Origin of the sequence: Solirubrum puertoriconensis (genome assembly GCF_001483135.1) — a bacterium.
GTDB classification, from domain to species: domain Bacteria; phylum Bacteroidota; class Bacteroidia; order Cytophagales; family Hymenobacteraceae; genus Solirubrum; species Solirubrum puertoriconensis.
Genome location: NZ_LNAL01000003.1, coordinates 424243 through 445192, shown reverse-complemented (window position 1 = coordinate 445192; position 20950 = coordinate 424243). Strand labels below are relative to the sequence as shown.

The 20950-nt window shown below is 57.9% G+C and carries 19 protein-coding genes; 12 read left to right on the top strand and 7 right to left on the bottom strand.

The window, feature by feature from the left end; all coding sequences use genetic code 11:
• Nucleotides 1-68 precede the first annotated feature (68 nt).
• Complete coding sequence (gene lysS, locus ASU33_RS02325) at nt 69-1631, top strand: lysine--tRNA ligase (protein WP_059067719.1); 1563 nt, start codon at nt 69-71, stop codon at nt 1629-1631.
• 574 nt (nt 1632-2205) lie between these two features.
• Here the strand turns inward: lysS and ASU33_RS02320 are convergent.
• Both ASU33_RS02320 and ASU33_RS21880 read right to left on the bottom strand, forming a co-directional pair.
• Nucleotides 2206-2910 (bottom strand): YtxH domain-containing protein, encoded by a 705-nt coding sequence (locus ASU33_RS02320; RefSeq protein WP_078062851.1) that lies wholly within the window; start codon nt 2908-2910, stop codon nt 2206-2208.
• Between the two features lie 149 nt (nt 2911-3059).
• Entirely contained in the window at nt 3060-3494 is a 435-nt protein-coding gene (locus ASU33_RS21880; protein ID WP_078062806.1) for a YtxH domain-containing protein, read from the bottom strand.
• Nucleotides 3495-3750: 256 nt separating this feature from the next.
• On the opposite strand from ASU33_RS21880, the gene ASU33_RS02310 reads away from it, so the two are divergent.
• From ASU33_RS02310 to ASU33_RS21125, 4 genes are all read left to right on the top strand, one after another.
• On the top strand, nt 3751-4002 hold the full coding sequence (locus tag ASU33_RS02310; protein WP_059067718.1) for a Kazal-type serine protease inhibitor family protein: 252 nt from the start codon (nt 3751-3753) through the stop codon (nt 4000-4002).
• Between the two features lie 15 nt (nt 4003-4017).
• Nucleotides 4018-4389, top strand: coding sequence for a cupin domain-containing protein (locus tag ASU33_RS02305; protein WP_059068329.1), 372 nt, complete (start codon nt 4018-4020; stop codon nt 4387-4389).
• Between the two features lie 154 nt (nt 4390-4543).
• The gene (locus tag ASU33_RS02300; protein WP_059068327.1) at nt 4544-5404 is read left to right on the top strand and encodes a dienelactone hydrolase family protein; all 861 of its coding nucleotides are present in this window, start codon (nt 4544-4546) and stop codon (nt 5402-5404) included.
• The gene (locus ASU33_RS21125) at nt 5401-5985 is read left to right on the top strand and encodes a hypothetical protein (protein WP_149866996.1); all 585 of its coding nucleotides are present in this window, start codon (nt 5401-5403) and stop codon (nt 5983-5985) included. The genes ASU33_RS02300 and ASU33_RS21125 overlap by 4 nt, the downstream gene beginning before the upstream one ends.
• Before the next feature lie 123 nt (nt 5986-6108).
• Here ASU33_RS21125 and ASU33_RS02295 read toward each other — a convergent pair whose 3' ends face one another.
• Together ASU33_RS02295 and ASU33_RS02290 are read right to left on the bottom strand one after the other, a co-directional pair.
• Entirely contained in the window at nt 6109-8157 is a 2049-nt protein-coding gene (locus tag ASU33_RS02295; protein ID WP_160328117.1) for a T9SS type B sorting domain-containing protein, read from the bottom strand.
• A 424-nt stretch (nt 8158-8581) separates the two neighbouring features.
• Entirely contained in the window at nt 8582-10141 is a 1560-nt protein-coding gene (locus tag ASU33_RS02290; RefSeq protein ID WP_059067714.1) for a M28 family metallopeptidase, read from the bottom strand.
• Between the two features lie 185 nt (nt 10142-10326).
• Here ASU33_RS02290 and ASU33_RS02285 point away from each other — a divergent pair, with 185 nt between their 5' ends.
• Complete coding sequence (locus tag ASU33_RS02285) at nt 10327-11259, top strand: proline iminopeptidase-family hydrolase (RefSeq protein ID WP_149866995.1); 933 nt, start codon at nt 10327-10329, stop codon at nt 11257-11259.
• 52 nt (nt 11260-11311) lie between these two features.
• Here ASU33_RS02285 and ASU33_RS02280 read toward each other — a convergent pair whose 3' ends face one another.
• Nucleotides 11312-13540, bottom strand: a complete 2229-nt coding sequence (locus ASU33_RS02280; RefSeq protein ID WP_059067712.1) for a xanthine dehydrogenase family protein molybdopterin-binding subunit — start codon at nt 13538-13540, stop codon at nt 11312-11314.
• Nucleotides 13541-13747: 207 nt separating this feature from the next.
• Here ASU33_RS02280 and ASU33_RS02275 point away from each other — a divergent pair, with 207 nt between their 5' ends.
• The 4 genes from ASU33_RS02275 (at nt 13748) to ASU33_RS02260 (ending at nt 18281) form a co-directional block, all read left to right on the top strand.
• Nucleotides 13748-15559, top strand: coding sequence for an ABC transporter ATP-binding protein (locus tag ASU33_RS02275; protein WP_059067710.1), 1812 nt, complete (start codon nt 13748-13750; stop codon nt 15557-15559).
• A 690-nt stretch (nt 15560-16249) separates the two neighbouring features.
• Entirely contained in the window at nt 16250-16525 is a 276-nt protein-coding gene (locus ASU33_RS02270) for a barstar family protein (protein WP_059067708.1), read from the top strand.
• A gap of 57 nt (nt 16526-16582) precedes the next feature.
• Nucleotides 16583-17584 (top strand): hypothetical protein, encoded by a 1002-nt coding sequence (locus tag ASU33_RS02265; protein ID WP_059067706.1) that lies wholly within the window; start codon nt 16583-16585, stop codon nt 17582-17584.
• Between the two features lie 49 nt (nt 17585-17633).
• On the top strand, nt 17634-18281 hold the full coding sequence (locus ASU33_RS02260) for a class I SAM-dependent methyltransferase (protein ID WP_059067704.1): 648 nt from the start codon (nt 17634-17636) through the stop codon (nt 18279-18281).
• Here ASU33_RS02260 and ASU33_RS02255 read toward each other — a convergent pair.
• Nucleotides 18278-18913 (bottom strand): class I SAM-dependent methyltransferase, encoded by a 636-nt coding sequence (locus ASU33_RS02255; protein WP_059067701.1) that lies wholly within the window; start codon nt 18911-18913, stop codon nt 18278-18280. The genes ASU33_RS02260 and ASU33_RS02255 overlap by 4 nt on opposite strands.
• Nucleotides 18914-19000: 87 nt before the next feature.
• On the opposite strand from ASU33_RS02255, the gene ASU33_RS02250 reads away from it, so the two are divergent.
• Nucleotides 19001-19681, top strand: coding sequence for a metallophosphoesterase (locus tag ASU33_RS02250; protein WP_059067699.1), 681 nt, complete (start codon nt 19001-19003; stop codon nt 19679-19681).
• A gap of 34 nt (nt 19682-19715) precedes the next feature.
• Here the strand turns inward: ASU33_RS02250 and ASU33_RS02245 are convergent, their stop codons facing one another.
• Complete coding sequence (locus tag ASU33_RS02245; protein ID WP_059067697.1) at nt 19716-20135, bottom strand: TerB family tellurite resistance protein; 420 nt, start codon at nt 20133-20135, stop codon at nt 19716-19718.
• A 347-nt stretch (nt 20136-20482) separates the two neighbouring features.
• Here ASU33_RS02245 and yiaA point away from each other — a divergent pair, with 347 nt between their 5' ends.
• On the top strand, nt 20483-20926 hold the full coding sequence (yiaA, locus tag ASU33_RS02240) for an inner membrane protein YiaA (RefSeq protein WP_059067695.1): 444 nt from the start codon (nt 20483-20485) through the stop codon (nt 20924-20926).
• Nucleotides 20927-20950: the final 24 nt, after the last annotated feature.

The window sequence follows — 20950 nt, the reverse complement described above, 5'->3', positions numbered from 1 at the left end:
AAACCGTCGGGCGGCTATCTTTGCGGCTTGACTTTTTCGGCCGTGGCCGATTGTTATACCCCTACCCTATGCACCACCTCAGCGAACAGGAGCTGATTCGTCGGCAGAAACTCGACGAACTCCAAAAGCTCGGCATCGAGCCGTATCCGTCCGAGCTGTTCGACGTGAACTTCTACGCCCAGGAAATTCACGATAACTACCACCCCGAGCTCAACAACTTCCAGGAAGTTCGCATGGCCGGCCGCCTGATGTCGGTGCGGGTGAAGGGCAAGGCCTCGTTCGCCGAACTGCAAGATGCCTCGGGCCGCATTCAACTCTACATCAATCGCGACGAAATTTGCCCCGGCGAAGACAAGGAGCTGTACAACACCGTGTTCAAGAAGCTGCTTGACCTAGGCGACTTCATCGCCGTGGAGGGCCGCGTGTTCAAGACGATGGTGGGCGAAACTTCGGTGCACGTTACCAGCTTCAAGCTGCTCTCGAAAGCCCTGCGCCCGCTGCCGGTAGTAAAGGAGCGTGTAGATGAAGCGACGGGTGAAAAAATTACCTACGACGCCTTCACCGACCCCGAGCAGCGTTACCGCCAGCGCTACGTTGACCTAGTAGTGAACCCGCACGTGCGCGATGCTTTCGTGAAGCGTACGCTGCTAGTGCAAGCCATGCGCAACTACCTCAACGACAAAGGCTACCTGGAGGTAGAAACTCCTATCCTACAGCCCTTGTACGGCGGGGCCGCCGCGCGCCCCTTCAAAACGCACCACAACACCTTGGACATGACGCTGTACCTGCGCATTGCCAACGAGTTGTACCTGAAGCGCCTCATTGTGGGCGGTTTCGATGGCGTGTACGAATTCTCGAAGGACTTCCGCAACGAGGGCATGTCGCGCTTCCACAACCCCGAGTTCACCCAGATGGAGCTGTACGTAGCGTACAAAGACTACTACTGGATGATGGATTTGGTGGAAGAGATGGTGGAGCGCGTAGCGCTGGCCCTGCACGGCCAGACCGAGGTGAAGGTGGGCGAGAACATCATCAACTTCCAGCGCCCCTGGAAGCGCTTCACCATGGCCGAAGCCATTGAGCACTACACCGGCTTCAACATCGAGGGCAAGAGCGAAGACGAACTGCGCGCCGCTGCCAAAGACCTTAAGGTGGGCCTCGACCCGAGCATGGGCAAAGCCAAGATTATCGACGAGATTTTTGGGGAGCACGTAGAGCCCAAGCTGATTCAGCCGACGTTCATCACCGACTACCCCGTGGAGATGTCGCCGTTGGCGAAGAAGCACCGCTCGAAGCCGGGCTTGGTCGAGCGTTTCGAGGCCATCTGCAACGGCAAAGAAATATGCAACGCCTTCTCGGAGCTGAACGACCCCATTGATCAGCGCAAGCGTTTCGAGGACCAACTAGAGCTGGGCAAGCGCGGCGACACCGAAGCCATGGTGCTCGACGAGGACTTCCTGCGCGCCCTAGAGTACGGCATGCCGCCCACGGCTGGCCTAGGTATTGGCATCGACCGCCTCTCGATGATCATGACCAACTCGCACTCGATTCAGGACGTGCTCTTCTTCCCGCAGATGAAGCCGGAGAAGACAGAGACGATGACCGAGAAATCGGAGAAACCAGTAGAGTAAAATGCAGCGCGGGCTGAAGCCCGCGCTACAAAACGTCGAAAGCCCCCCGTACCTATCACGTACGGGGGGCTTTCTTTATGAAATCTGCTAACCAATCCGGTCGGTACGAAACGAAGAAGCTTGCGATGGACTCGTACGATTTTACTACGCAGGTTGTTTGACCAGATCCTGGCAGAAGCTCTACGGTCGGCAATTTTGCTTCGAACCGTCTATCCGACGTTCACTTTTAACTGATTTCCCTTGTATAAACGACCTCAATGCCAAAAAGTTACTAGCACACCAACATTTTTTGTAGGCTGTTACCTAGGAGCTGAAAAGTCAGAAGGCCTCGCACCCAGTAACGGTGCGAGGCCTTCTTCTTTAGAATCAACTTAACCAGATCAACGAATCAGCTTAATCTGAAGAAGCTTGCGATGGATCGGTACGATTTTGCTAGGCGGATGTTTAACCAGTCCGACTAGAAGCTCTACCGTCGGCAATTTTGCTTCAGGGGCTAAATCAAAGACTATTCTAAGTCGATTTCTAAGTTCTTTAACGCAGCACCACACGCAAGGTTACGCTTGGCGCCGATTTTTTATCGGCCGGTATTGCCCGAGCCAGTAGCATTGTCTGCAACACCGCCGCCCGTAGAGCTAGTGCCGCCCGAGCTACCCGAAGTAGAAGATGAACCGCTCGTGCTGCCGCTGCCTGTAGTAGAAGAACCGCTGCGGCCGGCGTTGCTGCCTGCCGAGCTGGCTGTGCTAGTAGCGCTGCCCGTGGTGCCGCTGCCGCCACCCGAGCCACTTGCCCCACCCGACGACGAGCCACCGCCCGTAGCACTGCCTACACCGGAGCCGCCAGCCGACGAAGAACCGCCGCCAGTGCCCGTGCTTCCGCCGCCCGACGAGCTGCCGCTGGATGAGGAGCCACCGCCCGATGATGAGCCGCTACCCGAACCCGAGCCGCCCGAAGACGACCCGCCGCCCGATGAAGAACCACCCGAACCACCGCCCGAGCGGCTGCCGCCGCCACCTTGGCCGCCCATGCCGGCTAAGGCATCCTCGGCACCGGCTTTATCGGCGCTGCCGCCTTGGCCACCAGCCCCACCTTTCATAGCATCCAGGCGTGAGAGGCCGTCTTGCAGGAGTTTGTTCAGGTCGTCGCCGAACTTACCCAACGACTTGCCCAGGCTTTCGCGTGTAGCAGTGCCCGCGTCGGGGGCCATCAGCAGACCAGCCACAATACCGGCACTAGCGCCGGCCAACAACGCGAGGAGTACTTTACCGCTGTTGTCTTTCATAAATAGCAGGGTGTTTAGGTTAAGGGGGAGAACAAAGTGCATGGCCTTGCGGCCGGTAGGTTCCTAACGCGGATACGCGGGGAAAGTTGTGCAAAAAAAAGGCCCCGCACCTAGGGGTGCGGGGCCTTTCCGAAAAGCTACTACTTGGTTTACAAGTCGTTCAGCAGTTTTACAATCTCGCGCTTGCTCTTGCCAAGTTTGTCTTGCAGGCGGCCAACGAGGTCGTCAGCAGCACCTTCGGTGTATACCAGGTCATCGTCGGTCAGCTGCGCGTACTGCTGCTTCAGCTTGCCTTTCGACACGTTCCAGTCGCCTTTCATGTTTAGGCTGCTGCCGGCGCCGGTTACGCCTAGGTCTTCCAGCTTTTCGGTCAGCGACTTGAACGAGGTATCAAGCTGGGTGCCGAGCTTCGAGAGGGTGTCGTTCAGTTGGTCGCTGTATTTGCCAGCGTAGTTTTTCAGGTTGCCGCGGGTGGCGCTGCCTTTGTCGGGGGCCATCAGCAGGCCTGCTACGATACCAGCGCTAGCGCCAGCCAGCACGGCCAGCAGGATCTTGCCCGAGTTGTTGTCTTCGTTGTAAGACATGATTGTAGGAGGGTGTGGGTTGAAAGAAAGATTCAGAGTAAGTAAAAATCGACTGATGAAGCTCATCGGCTGATTTGCCGTGCTATACGCAAGGCCTACCGAGGAGTTGTGCGGAGAACCCAATAAAAATAGCTCCGCAGCAATATTAGCGTAATTGACTATTTAACCATACTTCCTTTCGGCTTAATTGGCTTAGGTAGCCTGTAATGGCTGTTTCGCCGTACTTTTCGGCACCACTACCCTACTACTCTTTTCTATGCCTACGCGCCTGCTTGTAGCCTGTGCGTTGCTGGCCTCGGTACTCTCGGGTGCCTGCCAACGCGCTGCTTCGCCCACCGCCTCAGCCGATTGCATCGACGAAAGCAAAATTCGAAAAGACGCCATGTGCACCATGCAATACGACCCCGTGTGCGGCTGCGACAACAAAACCTATGGCAATGCGTGCGTAGCCACCAACGCCGGCGTAACCAAGTATTCCAAGGGCGAATGCCCTGGCACCAACAACTAATTGCCCATCCGCATCATGCCTGAAAAACGCTACGTTCTGAACCCCACGCCTTTTGTGGTACCGACCACCGATGGCAAACTCATTGAAGAACACGTGGGCTACGCCAGCACGGGCACCGGCCAATACAGCCTCGCCCACATGGTGGCGCCGCCACAATGGAGCGAGCCGCACCAAACGCCGCAGTTCGATGAAATTACGATTGTGGTGCGCGGCCGCAAACGCTTCGAGATTGACGGCGACGTGGTAGAGCTCAGCGCTGGCCAAGCACTGCTGATTAAAGCCGGAGCGCGCATCCGTTACTCCAACCCCTTTGAGGATGAGTGCGAGTACTGGTCGATCTGCATTCCGGCCTTCAGCCCCGATACTGTTAATAGAGAAGCAGAGTAAAAAGCTTAACTCCTGGGCAAAAGCGCAGCGGCTCGTGTCATGGGCCGCTGCGCTTTTGCCCAGGAGTACTCTCATCTGGTAAGCTTTGCCAAGCGCAAGGCGCTTCCTCTATTTTCCGTACTTTTTGGGCAAGCCCACCTATACTGCCCCGTTCATGGATCAGCGCATCATCAATCTTTTCGACGAGTACACCCACCGGCCTCTTACCCGCAAGGAGTTTATGGAGCGGCTGCTGAAGCTTACGGGCAGCATGGCCATTGCCATGTCGGCGCTGTCGGTGCTCGACCCCGGCTACGCCGCAGCGGCTACCGTGCCCGAAGACGATAAGGACCTTGTGAGCGAAGAGGTAAGCTGGTTGGGCGAAGGCGGTGTAACTATGAAGGGCTACTTGGTGCGCCCCAAGAGCAAGAAAAAACGCGGGGCGGTGGTGGTTATCCATGAAAACCGCGGACTTACGCCGCACATCAAAGATGTAACGCGCCGCGTTGCCAAAGCCGGCTACCTGGCCCTAGGTGCCGATGCGCTGTCGCCGTTCGGGGGCACGCCCACCGACGAAGACAAAGGCCGCGAACTGATTGGCAAGCTTGATGCGCAGCAGAACCTAGGCAACTACCTGCGCGGCCTGGAGTACCTCCGCTCCCGCCCCGATAGCAACGGCCGCACCGGCTGCGTGGGCTTCTGCTGGGGCGGCGCCATGGCCAACCAACTGGCCGCTAACGACCCCAAGTTGAATGCCGCCGTGGCGTACTACGGCCGCCAGCCCGATGCCGCCGCGGCCGCCAACATCAAAGCCCACCTGCTGATGCACTACGCCGGCCAGGATGAGCGTGTGAATGCTGGCATGGCTACCTGGGAGCAAGCCCTAAAAGCTGCTGGCGTGCGGTACGAGCAGTACGTGTACGAAGCCGCCCAGCATGCTTTCAACAACGACTCCTCGCCCGCCCGCTACAACGAAGCGGCTGCTAAGCTAGCCTGGGAACGTACGTTGCGGCTGTTTAAGGAGCAATTGGTATGAGCCAACCTTCTGAAGCACCGGAGCATCTCATTGGTGTTGGTTTTTGGTATAGCTTTTACGAACCAGACTTGCCCGCACCTTCTCAGTTTGTAGATGAGCACTGGTCAACTGAGGAACGAAGAAGGGTATTAAGCTACCTGCAGCAAGGACGTAAACTAAACTATTGGGCAGGCTACAGCTGGTGCCGCTTTCAATGTGGTGAACCAGATGACAATATGGGCTCTGCTGACCTTACCGACGGTACCTATTGCTGGCCCGAAGGATTGGCCCATTACATTGAACGCCATCATGTAAAGCTTCCAGAGCGTATCGTTGCACACATCTTGAGTCAACCCAGCTTTCCTGATATAGCTGCTGCCTTAGTTCCGGAATCTATTCCTGTTGATATCTCTTGGTGGAAGACACAGCGTGGTTGGCAGCCTGCCAATGGTTGCTCACCTTTTTGGTTTAAGTCGCGAAAGGAAGCACAAGATTTTATGCGTCGCTTGGACCGCAATGCTCTCGACTTTGGCCCACAAACGGATGAGACTGAAGTAGCGCGTGCGAGACTTCTCCAAGCACTGCGGCAAGAGCTACAATAAAACACCCGGCCAGCTCTATTAAGCTGGCCGGGTGTTTTAACATCCTGCTACTAAGACTTCGTTTACGACTTCGGCTGGGGGCTTGCGGTAAGGCTTTGCGCGGCAACTTAGGACAATGCAACATCAGCGCATTACCTCGATGTGCCCTTTGTATTGCCGCTTGGTTACGGAGTTATTGAGTATGTAGTAATACACGCCATCGGGTTGCCCTTCGGCACGCCAGCCGTTGTCGTAGCTCTCTTGACGGAAAACCTCGCGCCCCCAGCGGTTAAAAATGCGGATGCTGAAAGCTTTCGCATTCAAGCCCTTCACTACGAAAGTCTCGTTCTTGTTGTCGTTGTTGGGTGTAATGGCGTTGGGCAGCTGAATAGGGCAGTTAGCATCGATAATCTCTACTTCGCCGGTGCTCACACAGCCATCAACCGTTACCTCAACGTTGTACTTACCCGGGTTCAGCACTTCGTATATGGCGTTGGTAGAGCCATCTTGCCACCGATAAGTAGCGCCCGCGCGCTGCGGGCTTACGCGCAACACCAACCCCTTGTCCATGCAAATGGCCGTGTCGCGACCTAGGGAAATAATGGGCGAAGCTTGGTAGCCCACACGAACCGTATCGGAACTGACGCAGCCTTGCGGCGAAGTAACCTGTACCCAGTACTTGCCTGCTTGGGTGGCGGTAAAGGTTGGCTGCGTTGAGCCATCTTGCCACAAATACGCGGTGCGGTCGGGTTGTTTGCCGGGGCTCAGCGTAACCGGTTGCCCGGGGCACACTAGTTGGTCGGGCCCGAGCTGCACGTTGGGTGGCGGCGATATTGTTACGAGCTGCGTGCTAGTATACTGCACACCGGTTGTGAGCACCACCTCCAGGGTTACTTTGTATGTTCCCAAGGCCCGGTACGTATGGCTAACCGAGGTTCCTGTAGCTGTGTTGCTGGCCCCCGAGGTTGGCTCGCCAAAGTCCCAAGTAGCCGATGCAATGCCTAAGGTCGGCGTTAGACTGGCCGTGAAGTTCGCTGTAGTGCTGACGCAAAACGGGCCGTTGTTGAAGGTGAGATAGGGCGACCGGGGAAAGGCGTTGGGAAAGTTGGGCAGGCTACGCGTGCCTTTGCGCGAGGCCAACGACACGCCATTAATTTCCAACGAACACGCCAACGCTCCTCTGGCATTTGGGTTTTGAATGACACCTACCCAGGGGCTGTCGTAAAAGGCTACGTATACCCTGCCGTCGGGCCCGGGCAGCAGGGCACCGGGCCGGCGCGTCGACATGGGTATGCGTTGGGCCGAGGCAAAGATTTCCGTTGCCGTGGGCAGAGACACATCCAACTGAAACAGCGCTACCACCTGCAGCGGTGTGCGTGGCATGTTCGAAAACATCGACACGTAGAGCCGGGAGCCATCGGGCGAAAATGCCAGCCCATACGTTGGCTTCTTCGGTATCAGCATGGGCAACTGCGTTACGCCTGTTACTTGCCCGGTAGCCTTATCAAAATCGAACAAGCAGATGTGGCCGTTAATGGTAGTAGCAATCTTGGTTCCTTGCTTGTTGGCTACCATGTAGCTTGCTTCCTGCAAGTAGCCGGTTCGGCTGCTATCAACGGGGCCGATGCTGCTGATAATGGGTGCGCTTACGCCCGCCGGCGACACCAACGATGCGTAAAAACGAGAGTTCAGCAACCCGTGCGTTACCACCCAAGTATCGCGGCCGTTGGCGTGCAAAATGCCCGTGAGGCGCTCCGTCATGGCTACGGTAGGCACTTGCGCCATAACGTTGCGGCTCACGGCACCCAGGCCGTTTTGCTGAGCCATATCTACCAAATAGTAGTAAGGCCCGGCGGCGCCAAGCTCTTCGCCAACGGTGAAAAGAAAATACCGTTTGGAATGCCCCGGATGCTGAACAATGAGTGCTCCTTGCGTCGCCGAGGGGTTGCCCAGCAGCCGTTGACCGTTGGTCATGGTTTGGTGGCGCGAGTTCCAGACGGTGCGGCCGTCGGTGTAAAAAAGCAGTGCACCTGTAGAGTCGGATACAGTGGCGCAACCTTCATAAGCGGCCATTACGTTGGAACGCACCGAGCTAGGGCCTCCGCCCATAAAGCTGATGCCAGCCTGGTTGCCGAAAAACCAGTAGTTATCGGGGCCGCGCTGGGCGCTGGCTAGCCAAGGCCAGCACAGCATTAGCCACATCAATAACTTACCAGCTCGATGTGCCACCCTTGTTGGTATAGGTAGGCGGAGTAATGCTGCTTGCATGTATCGCTCGGGTAAACTGACAAAATTTTACGCCTTGGGGTAGCACCCATTACCGGGCACTGCGCCTCAGTTTTGCTGTGCGGCATTTGCCAAAGGTGCTTGTGCAACAGAGGCCATTGCTGACATGGGCCTACCGCGGTAATTAAGCACCGGATGGGCTTAGGTATAAATGCGCCTTCAGCAAAACAAGGCCTGAAATAGTATTATCTCGGGCCAAAATACTCGGCGGCGACTGAGCTGCCGAAAGCACCACATCAATATGTGATGTAGTCTAATGGCCCCTAGGTAGTACAAAGCCCCGCTCGTGGTAGGGAGCGGGGCTTTGTTGGGGTAGCCCTAGGTAGTCGAGTTACGACTTCGGCTGGGGGGCTTGCGGCAGAGCTTTGCGCGGCAGCTTCTGGTCGCGCATGGCGGCGTTGTACACGAACGAAGCCACAATTACCGAGGCTTGCTTCAGGTCGTCGGCCTGTAGGCGCTCGTAAGTATCCTGGTTGGTATGGTGGGTGCGGGTGTTGTAGTCGAGGCCGTCTTGTATGAACTGGAAGCCGGGCAGGCCTACAGCGTCGAAAGCGAGGTGGTCGGTGCCGCCGGTGTTGCGGGGCGTAACGGTGGTAGCGCCCATATCGGCGAAGGGCTTCAGCCACTCGGTAAAGATGGGCTGCACGCCCTCGTTGCCTTGCGCGTAGATGCCGCGAATTTTGCCCGAGCCGTTATCGAGGTTGAAGTAACCGGCCAGCTTTTCGTGGGCGGGCAGCAGCTTCATGGTAGCGGGGTCGCCGAAGTTGTTTTTCACGTAGTTGCGCGAGCCGTGCAGGCCCTGCTCCTCCTCGCCCCACAGCGCAATGCGAATGGTGCGGCGCGGCTTGGCATCCACGGCTTTCAGGATGCGTACGGCCTCCATCATCACGGCGCAGCCGGCGGCGTTGTCGGTAGCGCCGGTAGCGGCGTGCCACGAGTCGATGTGGGCGCCGAGCATAACTACCTCGTTCTTGAGCTTTTTGTCGGTGCCGGGGATTTCGGCAATTACGTTGTAACCCCGCAGGTCTTGGGTTTGGAACTTGGTTTTGGTGTCCATTTCCACCTCAACCGGAATGCCGGCTTCTACCAAACGAATCAGGCGCAGCTGGTCTTCGGGGGCCATTTCGATTTCGGGCAGCACGGGCTTGGCATCGGCGGCGTAGGGCGCACCGTTGGAGGTGAAGAACGTGCCATGCGAGCCGCCGCGGGTGCTGAGTACAGCAGCGGCGCCTTCTTGCATAAACAGCTCGGCCATTTTGGTGCGCAGCGCGAGGCGGGCGCGGTAAGCAGCCATGGCGTCGTCGTTGCCTTGGCGGGCAGGGCGGGCTTCGGCCGGAGCGGCCATTTTCAGCAGCTCTTCGTCGGTGTAGCGCTTGGCGTCGGCGGCGAAGGTGGTTTTCGGCTCCGAGGCTACTTCCGTCAGCACGATTTTATCGCGCAGCTGGCCTTTGTACTTGTCGAGGTCGGCTTCGGTGGTGGCTTTCACCAGCACAATCTGCTTCTTGATGGCACCGTTGGTGCCGGGCGTCCAGGCTTTGGGCGCGCCAATCATGTTGTGGTAGTACGGCGCCGTCATGGCTACGTACGACTTCTCGATGTCCCAGCCGCGGCCAAAGGTGCCCCACGGATCAATTTTTGAGTTCACCAAGCCCCACTGCGCCATTTGCTTTTGCGTCCACTCGTGGGCGCGCTTCAGGCCCTCGGAACCAGCCAGGCGCGGACCGCTCACATCGGTGAGGTAAAAAGCGGTTTTCATCACCTGCGAGCGGTTCAGGCCTTCGTCCTTGATTTTGGCAATCATGGCCTGATCGACCTTTTCGGCTTGCTGGGCCAGCGCCGGCGCGGCCGTGCTGAGGCCGTAAGCAACGGCCAGGTACACGAGTTTCTGCATCAGTACAGTGAGTGAAGGGGTTGGATAGAGACGGGCTAAAGAAACAGGATATGGACGAGGTTTCCAGCTAACCGTTGCGTAGCCCACTCGGCTGCCTATCTTTCCACGGTTTTTTATTTGTGCCCAGCATTCCTAACTCCTGTATTTTGAAGCACTGCCTAGCCCTGCTCCTCCTCCTGTTCAGCATGCCCTGTGCCTGGGCGCAAGCCCAAGCACCCGACAGCAGCTACGCCGCCAAAATGCGCGCGCCGGGTGTGCAAATGGTTACCATCGATGGCAAGTACAAGGTTTGGACGCAGCGCGTGGGGCAAGGCAAGATTAAGCTGCTGGTGCTGCACGGCGGCCCCGGCAACACCCATGAGTACTTCGAGAACTTTCCGGAGCACCTGGCCAAAGAAGGCGTAGAGCTGTACTACTACGACCAGCTCAACTCGTACCATTCCGACAAAACCCCTGACAAAGAGGTATGGCGCATTGACCGCTTTGTGGAGGAGGTAGAGCAAGTGCGCCAAGCCCTAGGTCTGGAAAGCTTTTACCTGCTCGGGCACTCGTGGGGCGGCATGCTGGCGCTGGAATACGCAACCAAATACCCGCAACACATCAAAGGGCTGATTACCTCCAACATCGGCTACAAAGCCACGGTATTCAACAAGCACCGCTACAGCCAATATGCCGATATCATTCGGCGGCACACGGCCAAGGATGGCAAAACCATAGCCGGCCTCGATACCATGGGTTTGGTAGCGCTTTCGCCGTACATCACGCCGGCCGTAACCAAGGAGTTCCGAAGCCTGCACATGATGCGCCTGCCGCAAGAGCCGCCCACGTTTACGCGCAGCCAAGCGCACATTACCCGCACCTACGCCGGCTATTTTATGCCCTACATGCTGGCTTGGGATTTCAGCGAGCGGCTGGCTGGCATCAAACCGCCTACGCTTATCATCGGCTCCAAGCACGACTTCATTCCGGTAGCCGACATTGAGTTTATGCAGCGGCGCATCCCCAACAGTCAGCACTACATCTGCCCCGAAGGCTCGCACTACGCCATGTGGGACGACCCGCAGCATTACTTCCCAACCCTGATTAAGTTTCTGCGCAAAACCGAGCGCAAAGGCTAGCTTGTGCGACTCGGATAGCGCAACCGGGTTTCCGACAAGTTAAGGCGCAGCCCTAGGTCGTTTCCTCGAGCAGCTTATCGGGAGTAATAGGCAGCTCGCGGATGCGCTTGCCGGTGGCGTGGTACACGGCGTTGGCAATGGCCGCCGTAAAGCCAATCAGTCCTATTTCACCCAGACCCTTGGCGCCCATAGGGTCGAGGCGCAGGTCGGGTTCTTCCACAAAGTGCACCTCGATGGCGGGCACATCGGCGCACACGGGCACGTGGTACTCGGCCAGATCGGGGTTGATGAAGCGGCCGTAGCGGTGGTCGAGGCGGGCGTCCTCCATCAGCGCCAACCCAATGCCCCACACAATGGAGCCATACACCTGCGAACGAGCCGTTTTTGGGTTTAGCACGCGGCCCACATCCAACGCCGATACCACGCGGCTCAGGCGCACCTCGCCGGTGGGCTCGTGCACGCGCACCTCCACAAAGTTGGCGCAAAACGACTTGCCCGAGTACTTCTCCTGCTCAGGGTTGGTGTCTACTTCGCGCGTCAGCTCGAGCTTGGGCAGGTTGTGCTGGCGCAGGATATCGGCGTAGCTAAGCTGGGTGTCGGCATCGATGGCGAGATGCACGCGGCCGTTGCGGGCCACTACATCGGCGGGCCCTAGGTTACGATTGGCCCAGGCAGGGGTGCGTACGGCCAGGGCCAGAAGCTCTTGCTGCAGGGCTTGGCAAACCGCGTGCACCGCCGAGCCCACCGAGGCCGCCGTGTGCGAGCCGTACTGCCCCGGCGCAGGCGGCAACGACGAGTTGCCCAGCTCAAAGCGCACCTGCGCTACCGGCACGCCGCTGGCATCGGCCGCAATCTGCGACATGATGGTGCCCGTGCCGGGGCCCACATCGGCGGTGGCGCTTTGCACCAGCAGGGTGCCATCGGGGGTAAGCTGGGCGCGCGCCGCAGCTTTGCTGCGCTCAGCTTTGTAAATACCCATGGCCATGCCGTAGCCAATCAGCCACTCGCCCTCGCGCAGGCTGCGGGGCTGCGCCGGGCGCTTGCTCCAGCCGAACCGCTCGGCCCCCAGCGCGTAGCAGCGGCGCAGCTGGTTGCTCGACCACGGCTTGTTGCTGGCGGGGTCGGCATCGGCAAAATTTTGCAGGCGCAGGGTTAGGGGGTCCATGTTCAGGGCGTAGGCCAGCTCATCCATGGCCGACTCGAGGGCGAAGGAGCCGCTGGTTTCGCCGGGGCCGCGCGTCCAGGCCGGGGTGCTGAGGTCGAGGGGCACGATGCGGTAAATGGCCTGCATGTTGGGGCAGCGGTAGGCCGATTTGCTCGGGTGCACAATGCGCTCCACAAACTGCTCGTAGCGCGAGGTTTGCCCGCAGGCCTCGTGCCGCATGCCCACCAGTTGCCCGGTGGCGGTGGCACCTAGGCTGATTTTTTGGATGGCGTGCGGGCGGTAGCCCACCAGGTTAAACATTTGCTCGCGGGCCAGCACCACCTTTACGGGGCGGCCTACGAGCCGCGCCCCCAAAATGGCGGCAACCTCCTGCGGCCATATCCGCGAAGCACCGCCAAACGCCCCGCCCACAAACGGCGAGTACACCTGCACGTTTTCGGGCGGCAACTGAAACATGCGCATCAAATCGCGCTTGGCCACGCTGGGCGCCTGCGTTTTGTTGTACACCACCAGCTTGTTGCCCTGCCACTGGGCAATGGCGGCGTGGGGCTCCAGCGGGTTGTGCACCTGCACGGGCGTGCGGTACTCCTGCTCGAGGCGTACGGGGGCGCTGCGCCAGGCATCGGGGCGGCCGCGCAGGTGGTCTTCGGTTTTTTTGGGCTCGATGCTGCGCCCTAGGTGGGCGCTTAGCTCGGTTTGCGCGGGGCCAGTGGTGGCGTACGCCACGCGCACCAACGAGGCCGCGTGTTGGGCCCGCTCCAGGGTATCGGCAATGGCCAGGGCTACCGGCTGGTTGCTGAAGTGAATTTCATCGTCGTGGAACACGCGCAGCTCCTGCCCTTCGAGGCGCGGGTTGTTGTTGGCTTTGGTTTGCCGGTAGCTGGGCACACCGGGCGAGTTGCGGTACGTGAGCACGGCCAGTACGCCGGGCGCCTGCTCGGCGGCTTGCGTATCGAGGGTGCTGATGCGGCCGCGGGCAACCGTACTGGTTACCAGCACGCCGTACGCCACGTTGCCTACCGGGTGTTCGGCGGCATAGCGCGCCTGGCCCGTTACTTTCTGGTAGCCATCAACCCGGTTCAGGGCTTGGCCAATGGTGGGGGTTTGCGGTTCCATGCGGCAATGGAGCCGCCGATGCCCTGCGGACCACCTGCCCGCGGCTCGGCTTAGCATTGGCTGTACGGCAGTTGCGCCGGGGCGTTCGGCTCGGCCCTAGGTGAGCCTGGTTGCTTGCGCCACCTAGGAGCAGCCTACCGTTGATAACCCCGCCGCTGTAGAGCTCGTCTAACCGGCTACACGCCTACTGTAGCCGCTTACCACACAATGAGCCTCTGGCAGATTATTCAACGCCTCTTCCCCTATGTTCGGCCTTACCGCGGGCTGGTAATTGCCACATTGCTGCTCACGCTGGTGGGCTCGTTGGCGGCGCAGGTAAACCCCTTCGTGCTGCGCTACACCGTGGATACCGTGCAGAGTTTGCTCAACCGCAACGCCTCGTTGGCGGCTGGTATGCCCATGCTGGCGGTGGTGAGTGCGCTGCTCTTAGGTAAGGAAATCGTCAACACCTTTATCCAGTTCGGGCAGAAGTTCTTCGGCGAGAAAATCCGCATCAACGTAGCCACCGCCCTGCACCAGCAGGCCGTGCACCAGGTGCTCAGCTACCAGCTGGGTTTCTACGCCGATACCGGCAACCAAACAGGCAAGCTGCAAACCCGCATCGACCGCGGCGTGGAAAGCCTCATGAAGCTGGTGCAAAACTTCTTTATCGACATCCTGCCGCTGTTTGCCAATGCCGTGGTGGCTTTGGTGATTATGTTTTCGGCCAACGTGTATGTGGGCTTGGTAGCCGTTGCCGTGCTGCCGGCGTACTTCTGGCTCAGCTACCGGCAAGCCGACCGCCTCAACGGCACGCGCCGCGCCCTGCGGGGTTTGCGCGAGGCGCGCAGCCAAGGCCTCGTCAACGTCATCGATTCGGCGGTGGTCATCAAGAGCTTTGTGCGCGAAGATTACGAGGAGCAAAAGCAAGCCGCCCTGCAACACAACCTGCAGGAGACGCAGCTGCAAACCCGCAAGCTCAACTTTCTGTACGACGGCCTCAAAACATTTGTGGAGCAAATCGGGGTGGTGCTGATCATCATCCTTACGGCTTACCTGGTGCTCGATCGGCAGATCAGTATCGGGGCCATCATGTTCCATATTCTGCTGTTCAACAATGTATCGGCGCCCATCCGGCAGCTGCACCGCATCTACGACGAAATGAACGACGCCCTCACTTACTCCGAGGGCTTCTTCGACATCCTCGACGCCCGGGAAGCCCAGGAGCCCACCGGCCCGCTCCAGCCCCAGCACCTGCAAGGCACCTTCGATATCTGCAACGTCGATTTTACCTACCCCAGTGGCACCCAAGCCCTACACGATGTGTGCCTCACCATTGAGGCGGGCAAAACCACGGCGCTGGTGGGCCTTTCAGGCGCGGGCAAGAGCACCATCATCAACCTGCTGTGCAAGTTTTACCAGCCCGATAGCGGCCGCCTACTGCTCGATGGCAAACCCCTAGCCGACTACGACACGCACGCCCTGCGCCAGCAAATTGGCCTGGTGCTGCAGAAAAACCACATCTTCAAAGGCACCATCGAAGAGAACATCCGCTACGGCGTGATGGACGCCACCCTCGAGCAGATACAGGCCGCCGCCAAACAGGCCTACCTGCACGAGCAAATTATGCAGCTACCTAAGGGCTACCAGTCCGATGCGCAGCAGCTCTCGGGCGGGCAGCAGCAGCGCATTGCCATTGCGCGCCTGTTCCTGAAAAACCCGCCCATCATCTTCCTCGACGAGCCCACCGCCTCGCTCGATGCCATTGCCACCGAGCAAATCAAAAACTCGCTCGATGCCATCAAGCAAGGCCGCACAGTGGTCATCATCTCTCACTCGCTGGCCCAGATTGTCGACGCCGATTGCATTTACGTGATGAAGCAGGGCCGCATGGTGGAAAGCGGCACCCACGAGCAGCTCTACGACCTGCGCGGCACCTACCGCGAAATCTTCGACGCCTCGGCCCGCAGCCTCAATATTGAGAAGCTGGCGAAGGTGCTGGTGGATGATGGGGATGAGGTGGAGGATACGGCGGCGTGAGGTTGCACTAACTTAGTAGCCGTACTTGGTGCGCTTGCTCAGTTTTATCGCAAAAGAGCAGAGCACTAAATAATTTCTATCTATGACAGATCTGAGATTCACTTCAACGGAGACCAAACTAATTGCATCCTTACTAAACTATGACAACATCTCAATTATATGGGATGTAAACGCATTTTACTTCAATACAGCAAACGCAACGTTCAAGCTAGAGTGCTATGATACCCAGCCAGAAGGTTCTGACAATAGATTCGACGAAGTATTTTTTTGCAGATTTTGCAAGCTTAACAAATTATAAAGTTCAATGATCCAGAGCCAGGCTATTGGTTTAGAACAGTAGCATCAAACACCAAGATTAGTTCTATCAAAACCATTGAAACAGGCCATATATTTCCTGATAATATCCTAACTAACCTTCAAACTAATGAGGACGGAATTACTCTGGTAGCCTAGGTTTGATAGTCAATACAGATATAGGCACTATACCTGCTTTACTATTACCATCCAATTTTGGGTTCACTTGGCTAGAGCAATTCGACCTATATAATCCGGGCTAAGCCGAAGAACTACTTCGCCACCACATAAAGACGTTCAATAGAAAGCATATACGATGTTTATAACGTTAACCTATACTGCCTCGATTTGACATAGTAAAACAGCTCTTTACGCACCTGTGGATATCATACAAGTATGATTATTGATCTTTCTGGGATAACTAATGAAGCAGCCATTCATCAATTGTTCAAAGAGAAGCTTGATTTTCCTGAATGGTACGGAGAAAATTGGGACGCTTTCTGGGACTCTATCGTAGCAGTTGTGGAGCTACCGGAACACCTAAACATAATTAACTGGGAGGATTTCGCCCGTCACTGTCCGCGCGACATGCAGATTCTACAGCGGTTGATTCAGGACTACAACATTGCAATGACCCCGAAGCATATTGAATTAGGTTTAGCCGTAGCCTGATATTTCATTGTTTGATATAACTCAAAAGGTACCTTCAGGGTGGATTGTCCTGCATATATGAAATATTTCTTCTTGGCTCTTTGGCTGAGCATCAGTTACGCCGCCCAAGCTCAAAAAACTACTGTTGCCACCGTTTCTATCACCCTACCCAAAGAAATAGCCGACCGCAACAACCAGTTTTCGGGACTGCATGTGCGAGGCAACCAACTGCTGCTACTAGCCGAAAGCCGCCTGCAAGAGGGTGCCGAGGCTAAGGTGTACGCCCTCGACCTAGGGAGCATCAGCAACCAGCTGGCACAGAAAACCCAGGAGCTGACGTACCGCAAGTACACCATCCGCAACCTCGAAACCATACGGGCCCGGATTGACAGCGCCTGCCAGGTGTACGAAGGCCTAGAGGCCCTGACGATGCTAGGCGACGTGGCGTATTTCTCCATCGAAACCACCACGCCCTCAGCCTACTGCTACCTCATCAAAGGGCAGGTTGATGACGCCGCGGCTACCATCACCATTGATACCCGCTACCTGGTGCCCGTGGCCAAGCCCGCGCTTGCCAACAACACGCACATCCACAATGCCGGCTTCGAGGCCCTGGCTGCGTACAACCAAAACCTGCTGCTGCTCTTCGAATACAACTACTTCGGGCACGATAACTACGGGTTTGAGCTGCCTCAAGCCGCCAACGCAGCCGATGTACCGCGCTACGTGCCCATGGCCCGGCTGCCCTTTCGCATAACCGACATGGTGCACCTAGGGCGCAACCGGTTTGCGGCCATCAACTACTTCTACAGCGGCGACGACGACCGGGTATATCGCCCCGCCTCCACCGATGCCAACATCCGCCTGGTGCAGCAAGGCAGCACCTACAAAAACTACTGCCGCCTGATTACGCTGCAGTACAAGCGCAACCGCATTACTTGGAAACCGCTGTTCGAGCTGCCCGCCGAGTACATGACTTACAACTGGGAAGGCATAGCGGCGTACCGGGGCGGCTATTTCCTGATCAACGACAAGTACGGCCCCTCCAACCAATCGACGCTGCTGTACCTTCGGCCCTAGGTGCCGAGAGAGGTAACCGATGGCCCGCAACAGGTAACACACGCGCTGCATGGATCAGTACGCCCTAACTTTCGATGCCTTCGATAAGATGGCGCAGGCTTATCAGGATCGGTACATGGATCTTGATCTGTACAACGACACCTACGATGCGTTTTGCGCCTTGCTGCCCCAGCCCCACGCACGCATTCTGGAGCTGGGTTGCGGCCCCGGCAACATTACGCGCTACTTGCTAGCCCAGCGCCCCGATTACCGCATTACCGCCACCGACGTGGCACCGGCCATGGTGCAGCTGGCCCAGCAAAACAACCCCACGGCCACGTGCCAGCTGCTTGATTGCCGCGCCCTCGACCAGCTAACCGAGCAGTACGACGGCATTGTGTGCGGCTTTTGCCTGCCCTACCTCTCGCAAGCCGATTGCGCCAAGCTGATACACGATTGCGCCGCCCGACTCTCCGATGCGGGCGTGCTATACCTCAGTGCCATCGAGGGCGACTACCAGCAGTCGGGCTTCGAAAGCTCGAGCAACGGGCAGCACAAAGCCTACGTGCACTACCACCAAGAGGCTTACCTGCGCGAGCACCTGACCCGCAGTGGGTTTGCCGTGGCCGAGCTGATGCGCAAGCACTTTAACAAGCCCGATGGCACGCCCTCGGTACACCTAATTTTCATTACCCGGAAAGCCGCCCCGGCAGCTTAACCGACTTTTTCGAACAGAAACGACACGATGCGCGGCGGTGTGCCGCGGGCGTCGGCATCGAACCACTCCTGCAGGCGTTGGCAGCGCAAGCCGTGTTGGCAGGCCGCCTCGGTGAAGTCGGAAAGGTGGTGCACGTAGCACTCCAGCTCGAACACCTGACCCGCACCCGTATCGAAGCGGGCTTTGCTGCCGGTGTATTGCTTGTAGGGGTGCAGCTCGCCCACGTAAAATAGGCCGCCCGGCCGCAGCACGCGCTGTGCCTCGGCAAACACGTGCCCTAGGTCGGCAATGTGCTCCAGGATGAGGCTGCAGGTAACGAGGTTGAAGGCAGCATCGGCGGCGAAGTGCCACGGCTCGACGATGTTGGCTTGCTGAAACGTGATGTGCGGCAGCGACAGCTTTTGCTGGGCTTGCTGCATCATGTCAGCCGAAAAATCGACGGCGGTGAGCTGCTGCGCCACGCCGGCTAGCCACTCGGTGTTTTTGCCGGTGCCGCAGCCCAGTTCAAGCGCGTTTGCTACCCGAGCACCGGGCACCATGGCCCGAATGGCGCGGGCTTCCAGGTCGCGGGTTTTGTTTTCTACCGTATCGTAGCTGCCCGACCAAGCGTTGTAGGCTTGCTGAACATTCATGCAAGTAAAATAAACAAGTGGCCTGTCTCCGGCTGACGCCGCTACCTAGGGTGCATCTTCGTGCGCCGGCAGCCGTAGCCAATAGCTATGGAAACCTACGTGCTCGGCGACATACACGGTGCTTACCGGGCCTTGGTGCAGGTGCTGGAGCGCAGCCCGTTCCGGCCCGGCGTGGATAGGCTTATCCACCTAGGCGACGTGGCCGATGGCTGGCCCGAAACGCCCGCGTGCGTGGAGCTGCTGCTGAGCATACCCAACAGCATTTGGCTGCAAGGCAACCACGATGCCTGGGCAGCCGAGTGGCTGGCCAGCGGCGCCTCGCCCGACGAGGTAAACATGAGCTGGTTCCTGCAAGGCGGTAAAGCCACCTACGATGCCTACCTGCAAGGCCCCACCGAACGCCCACAGCAGCACTACCAAGCCTTTTTTGCCCAGCAGCGCCCCTACTTCGAAGACGACCTAGGCAACCTGTACGTGCACGCCGGTTACAACCCGAAGCAGCCCGTTGCCGAGCAGCCCACGCGCGACCTTATCTGGACGCGCGACTTATGGCGCCAGCATCAGCAAGCCCTAGGTTATCAGGAGTGCTTTATCGGCCACACCCCTACCTGGCCCGATAGCCCGGTGCCTACGCAGCGCGCCAACGTCTGGAACCTCGACCAAGGCGCCGCGTACGGCGGGCGCCTAAGCCTGCTGAACGTGCGCACCAAAGCCTTTGTGCAGAGCGACGTGGTGCGTGAATTATACCCCGGCGTAAAGGGCCGCTGAACCATGGTTCAGCGGCCCTTTACCGCAGCCTTGGTTAGCTAACCTTGGGCGGGTTGCGGGGCGTACCGGCCGGCGCACCGCCGGCCAGTTGCGTTACCATATCGTCGAGGATGTCCTTGCCGTAGCCGATGCGGTTGGCGTACTCCAGGCACAGGCCGTACTCGCGCGGGTCAATCTGGCCGTCTTGCAGCATCATCTGCACCAAGGTTTGCAGCTCGAGGGTGCGCTGCAGGCCTTCGGAGGCCACGATGAAACTGAGCACGTTGAGGTTGTCGGCAATGGGGTTTACGTCGTCGGGCGTGAGGCCCAAGCGTTTGCCAATCTGCACCAAAAAGTCGCCTTCTTCTTTGTCGAGGCGGCCATCGGCGGCGGCTACCAGCACAAGGTTCTGAAAGAAGGCCAATTTTTTCTGTTGGGTATCGAGCAGCTGTTCAAGCTCTTTCGGATGCTGCATAGCTATGCGTAGTCAGGAGTGTTGGGGGAACTGAATTGATGCCTGCTAGCGGCTTAGCGGCATATCATTCAACGCGCCCCTACCCGGAAGGTTGACCTCGGCCCCCCAAGCTCGACACTTACAAAATAGGGCTCCTAAAAGTCTGACTTCTATCAGATACTGAAAGCATATTTTACTTGTATACTGATAACTAGCCCGAAATACTTACACGTTTTCAGCGAATTCAACCGACTTTGTAAAGTCTGAATACACCCATTTATGTGAGCCGAACGCGCGGCGAATAGTAGTAATATTGAATACTCTCTAAGCACCTCCACACCAACCCACTTTATTCCTTTACCGCCGCCATGAACCGACAACCTTCAACTGCTTTCATCGGTGCCTCCTGGGCTGCGCTGCTCATTGGCATTATGGCCTACAACGTAGGGCTCTGGAACGCCCAAATGGCCCTGAACGAGAAGGGGTACTACTTCACTATCCTCATGTTCGGGCTGTTTGCGGCCATTTCGGTGCAAAAGAGCGTGCGCGACCGGATGGAGGGCATTCCGGTAACCAATCTGTACTTCGGCATCAGTTGGTTGTGTACCATCATGGCCGTGTTGCTGCTGGTGGTAGGCCTCTGGAACGCAACGCTCACCCTGAGCGAAAAAGGGTTTTACGCCATGTCGTTTACACTAAGCCTGTTTGCCGCTATTGCCGTGCAAAAAAACACCCGCGACAACCAAGAGCCAGCCGCACAGCAGCCCAAGCCGCGCGTAGAAGAGCGTCCCCGCATCGAGCAAGAAGCCTAGGTTAATCCCATACCTACCCGCCAA

Excerpts from the sequence above, each read along its gene's own strand:
- ASU33_RS21125 (WP_149866996.1), top strand. The coding sequence starts at position 5,401 with ATGAGCCAACCTTCTGAAGCACCGGAGCATCTCATTGGTGTTGGTTTT.
- ASU33_RS02300 (WP_059068327.1), top strand. The coding sequence starts at position 4,544 with ATGGATCAGCGCATCATCAATCTTTTCGACGAGTACACCCACCGGCCT.
- ASU33_RS02260 (WP_059067704.1), top strand. The coding sequence starts at position 17,634 with ATGGATCAGTACGCCCTAACTTTCGATGCCTTCGATAAGATGGCGCAG.
- ASU33_RS02245 (WP_059067697.1), bottom strand. The coding sequence starts at position 20,135 with ATGCAGCATCCGAAAGAGCTTGAACAGCTGCTCGATACCCAACAGAAA.
- ASU33_RS02265 (WP_059067706.1), top strand. The coding sequence starts at position 16,583 with ATGAAATATTTCTTCTTGGCTCTTTGGCTGAGCATCAGTTACGCCGCC.
- lysS (WP_059067719.1), top strand. The coding sequence starts at position 69 with ATGCACCACCTCAGCGAACAGGAGCTGATTCGTCGGCAGAAACTCGAC.
- ASU33_RS02320 (WP_078062851.1), bottom strand. The coding sequence starts at position 2,910 with ATGAAAGACAACAGCGGTAAAGTACTCCTCGCGTTGTTGGCCGGCGCT.
- ASU33_RS02280 (WP_059067712.1), bottom strand. The coding sequence starts at position 13,540 with ATGGAACCGCAAACCCCCACCATTGGCCAAGCCCTGAACCGGGTTGAT.
- ASU33_RS21880 (WP_078062806.1), bottom strand. The coding sequence starts at position 3,494 with ATGTCTTACAACGAAGACAACAACTCGGGCAAGATCCTGCTGGCCGTG.
- ASU33_RS02255 (WP_059067701.1), bottom strand. The coding sequence starts at position 18,913 with ATGAATGTTCAGCAAGCCTACAACGCTTGGTCGGGCAGCTACGATACG.
- yiaA (WP_059067695.1), top strand. The coding sequence starts at position 20,483 with ATGAACCGACAACCTTCAACTGCTTTCATCGGTGCCTCCTGGGCTGCG.
- ASU33_RS02270 (WP_059067708.1), top strand. The coding sequence starts at position 16,250 with ATGATTATTGATCTTTCTGGGATAACTAATGAAGCAGCCATTCATCAA.
- ASU33_RS02275 (WP_059067710.1), top strand. The coding sequence starts at position 13,748 with ATGAGCCTCTGGCAGATTATTCAACGCCTCTTCCCCTATGTTCGGCCT.
- ASU33_RS02290 (WP_059067714.1), bottom strand. The coding sequence starts at position 10,141 with ATGCAGAAACTCGTGTACCTGGCCGTTGCTTACGGCCTCAGCACGGCC.
- ASU33_RS02285 (WP_149866995.1), top strand. The coding sequence starts at position 10,327 with ATGCCCTGTGCCTGGGCGCAAGCCCAAGCACCCGACAGCAGCTACGCC.
- ASU33_RS02310 (WP_059067718.1), top strand. The coding sequence starts at position 3,751 with ATGCCTACGCGCCTGCTTGTAGCCTGTGCGTTGCTGGCCTCGGTACTC.
- ASU33_RS02295 (WP_160328117.1), bottom strand. The coding sequence starts at position 8,157 with ATGCTGTGCTGGCCTTGGCTAGCCAGCGCCCAGCGCGGCCCCGATAAC.
- ASU33_RS02305 (WP_059068329.1), top strand. The coding sequence starts at position 4,018 with ATGCCTGAAAAACGCTACGTTCTGAACCCCACGCCTTTTGTGGTACCG.
- ASU33_RS02250 (WP_059067699.1), top strand. The coding sequence starts at position 19,001 with ATGGAAACCTACGTGCTCGGCGACATACACGGTGCTTACCGGGCCTTG.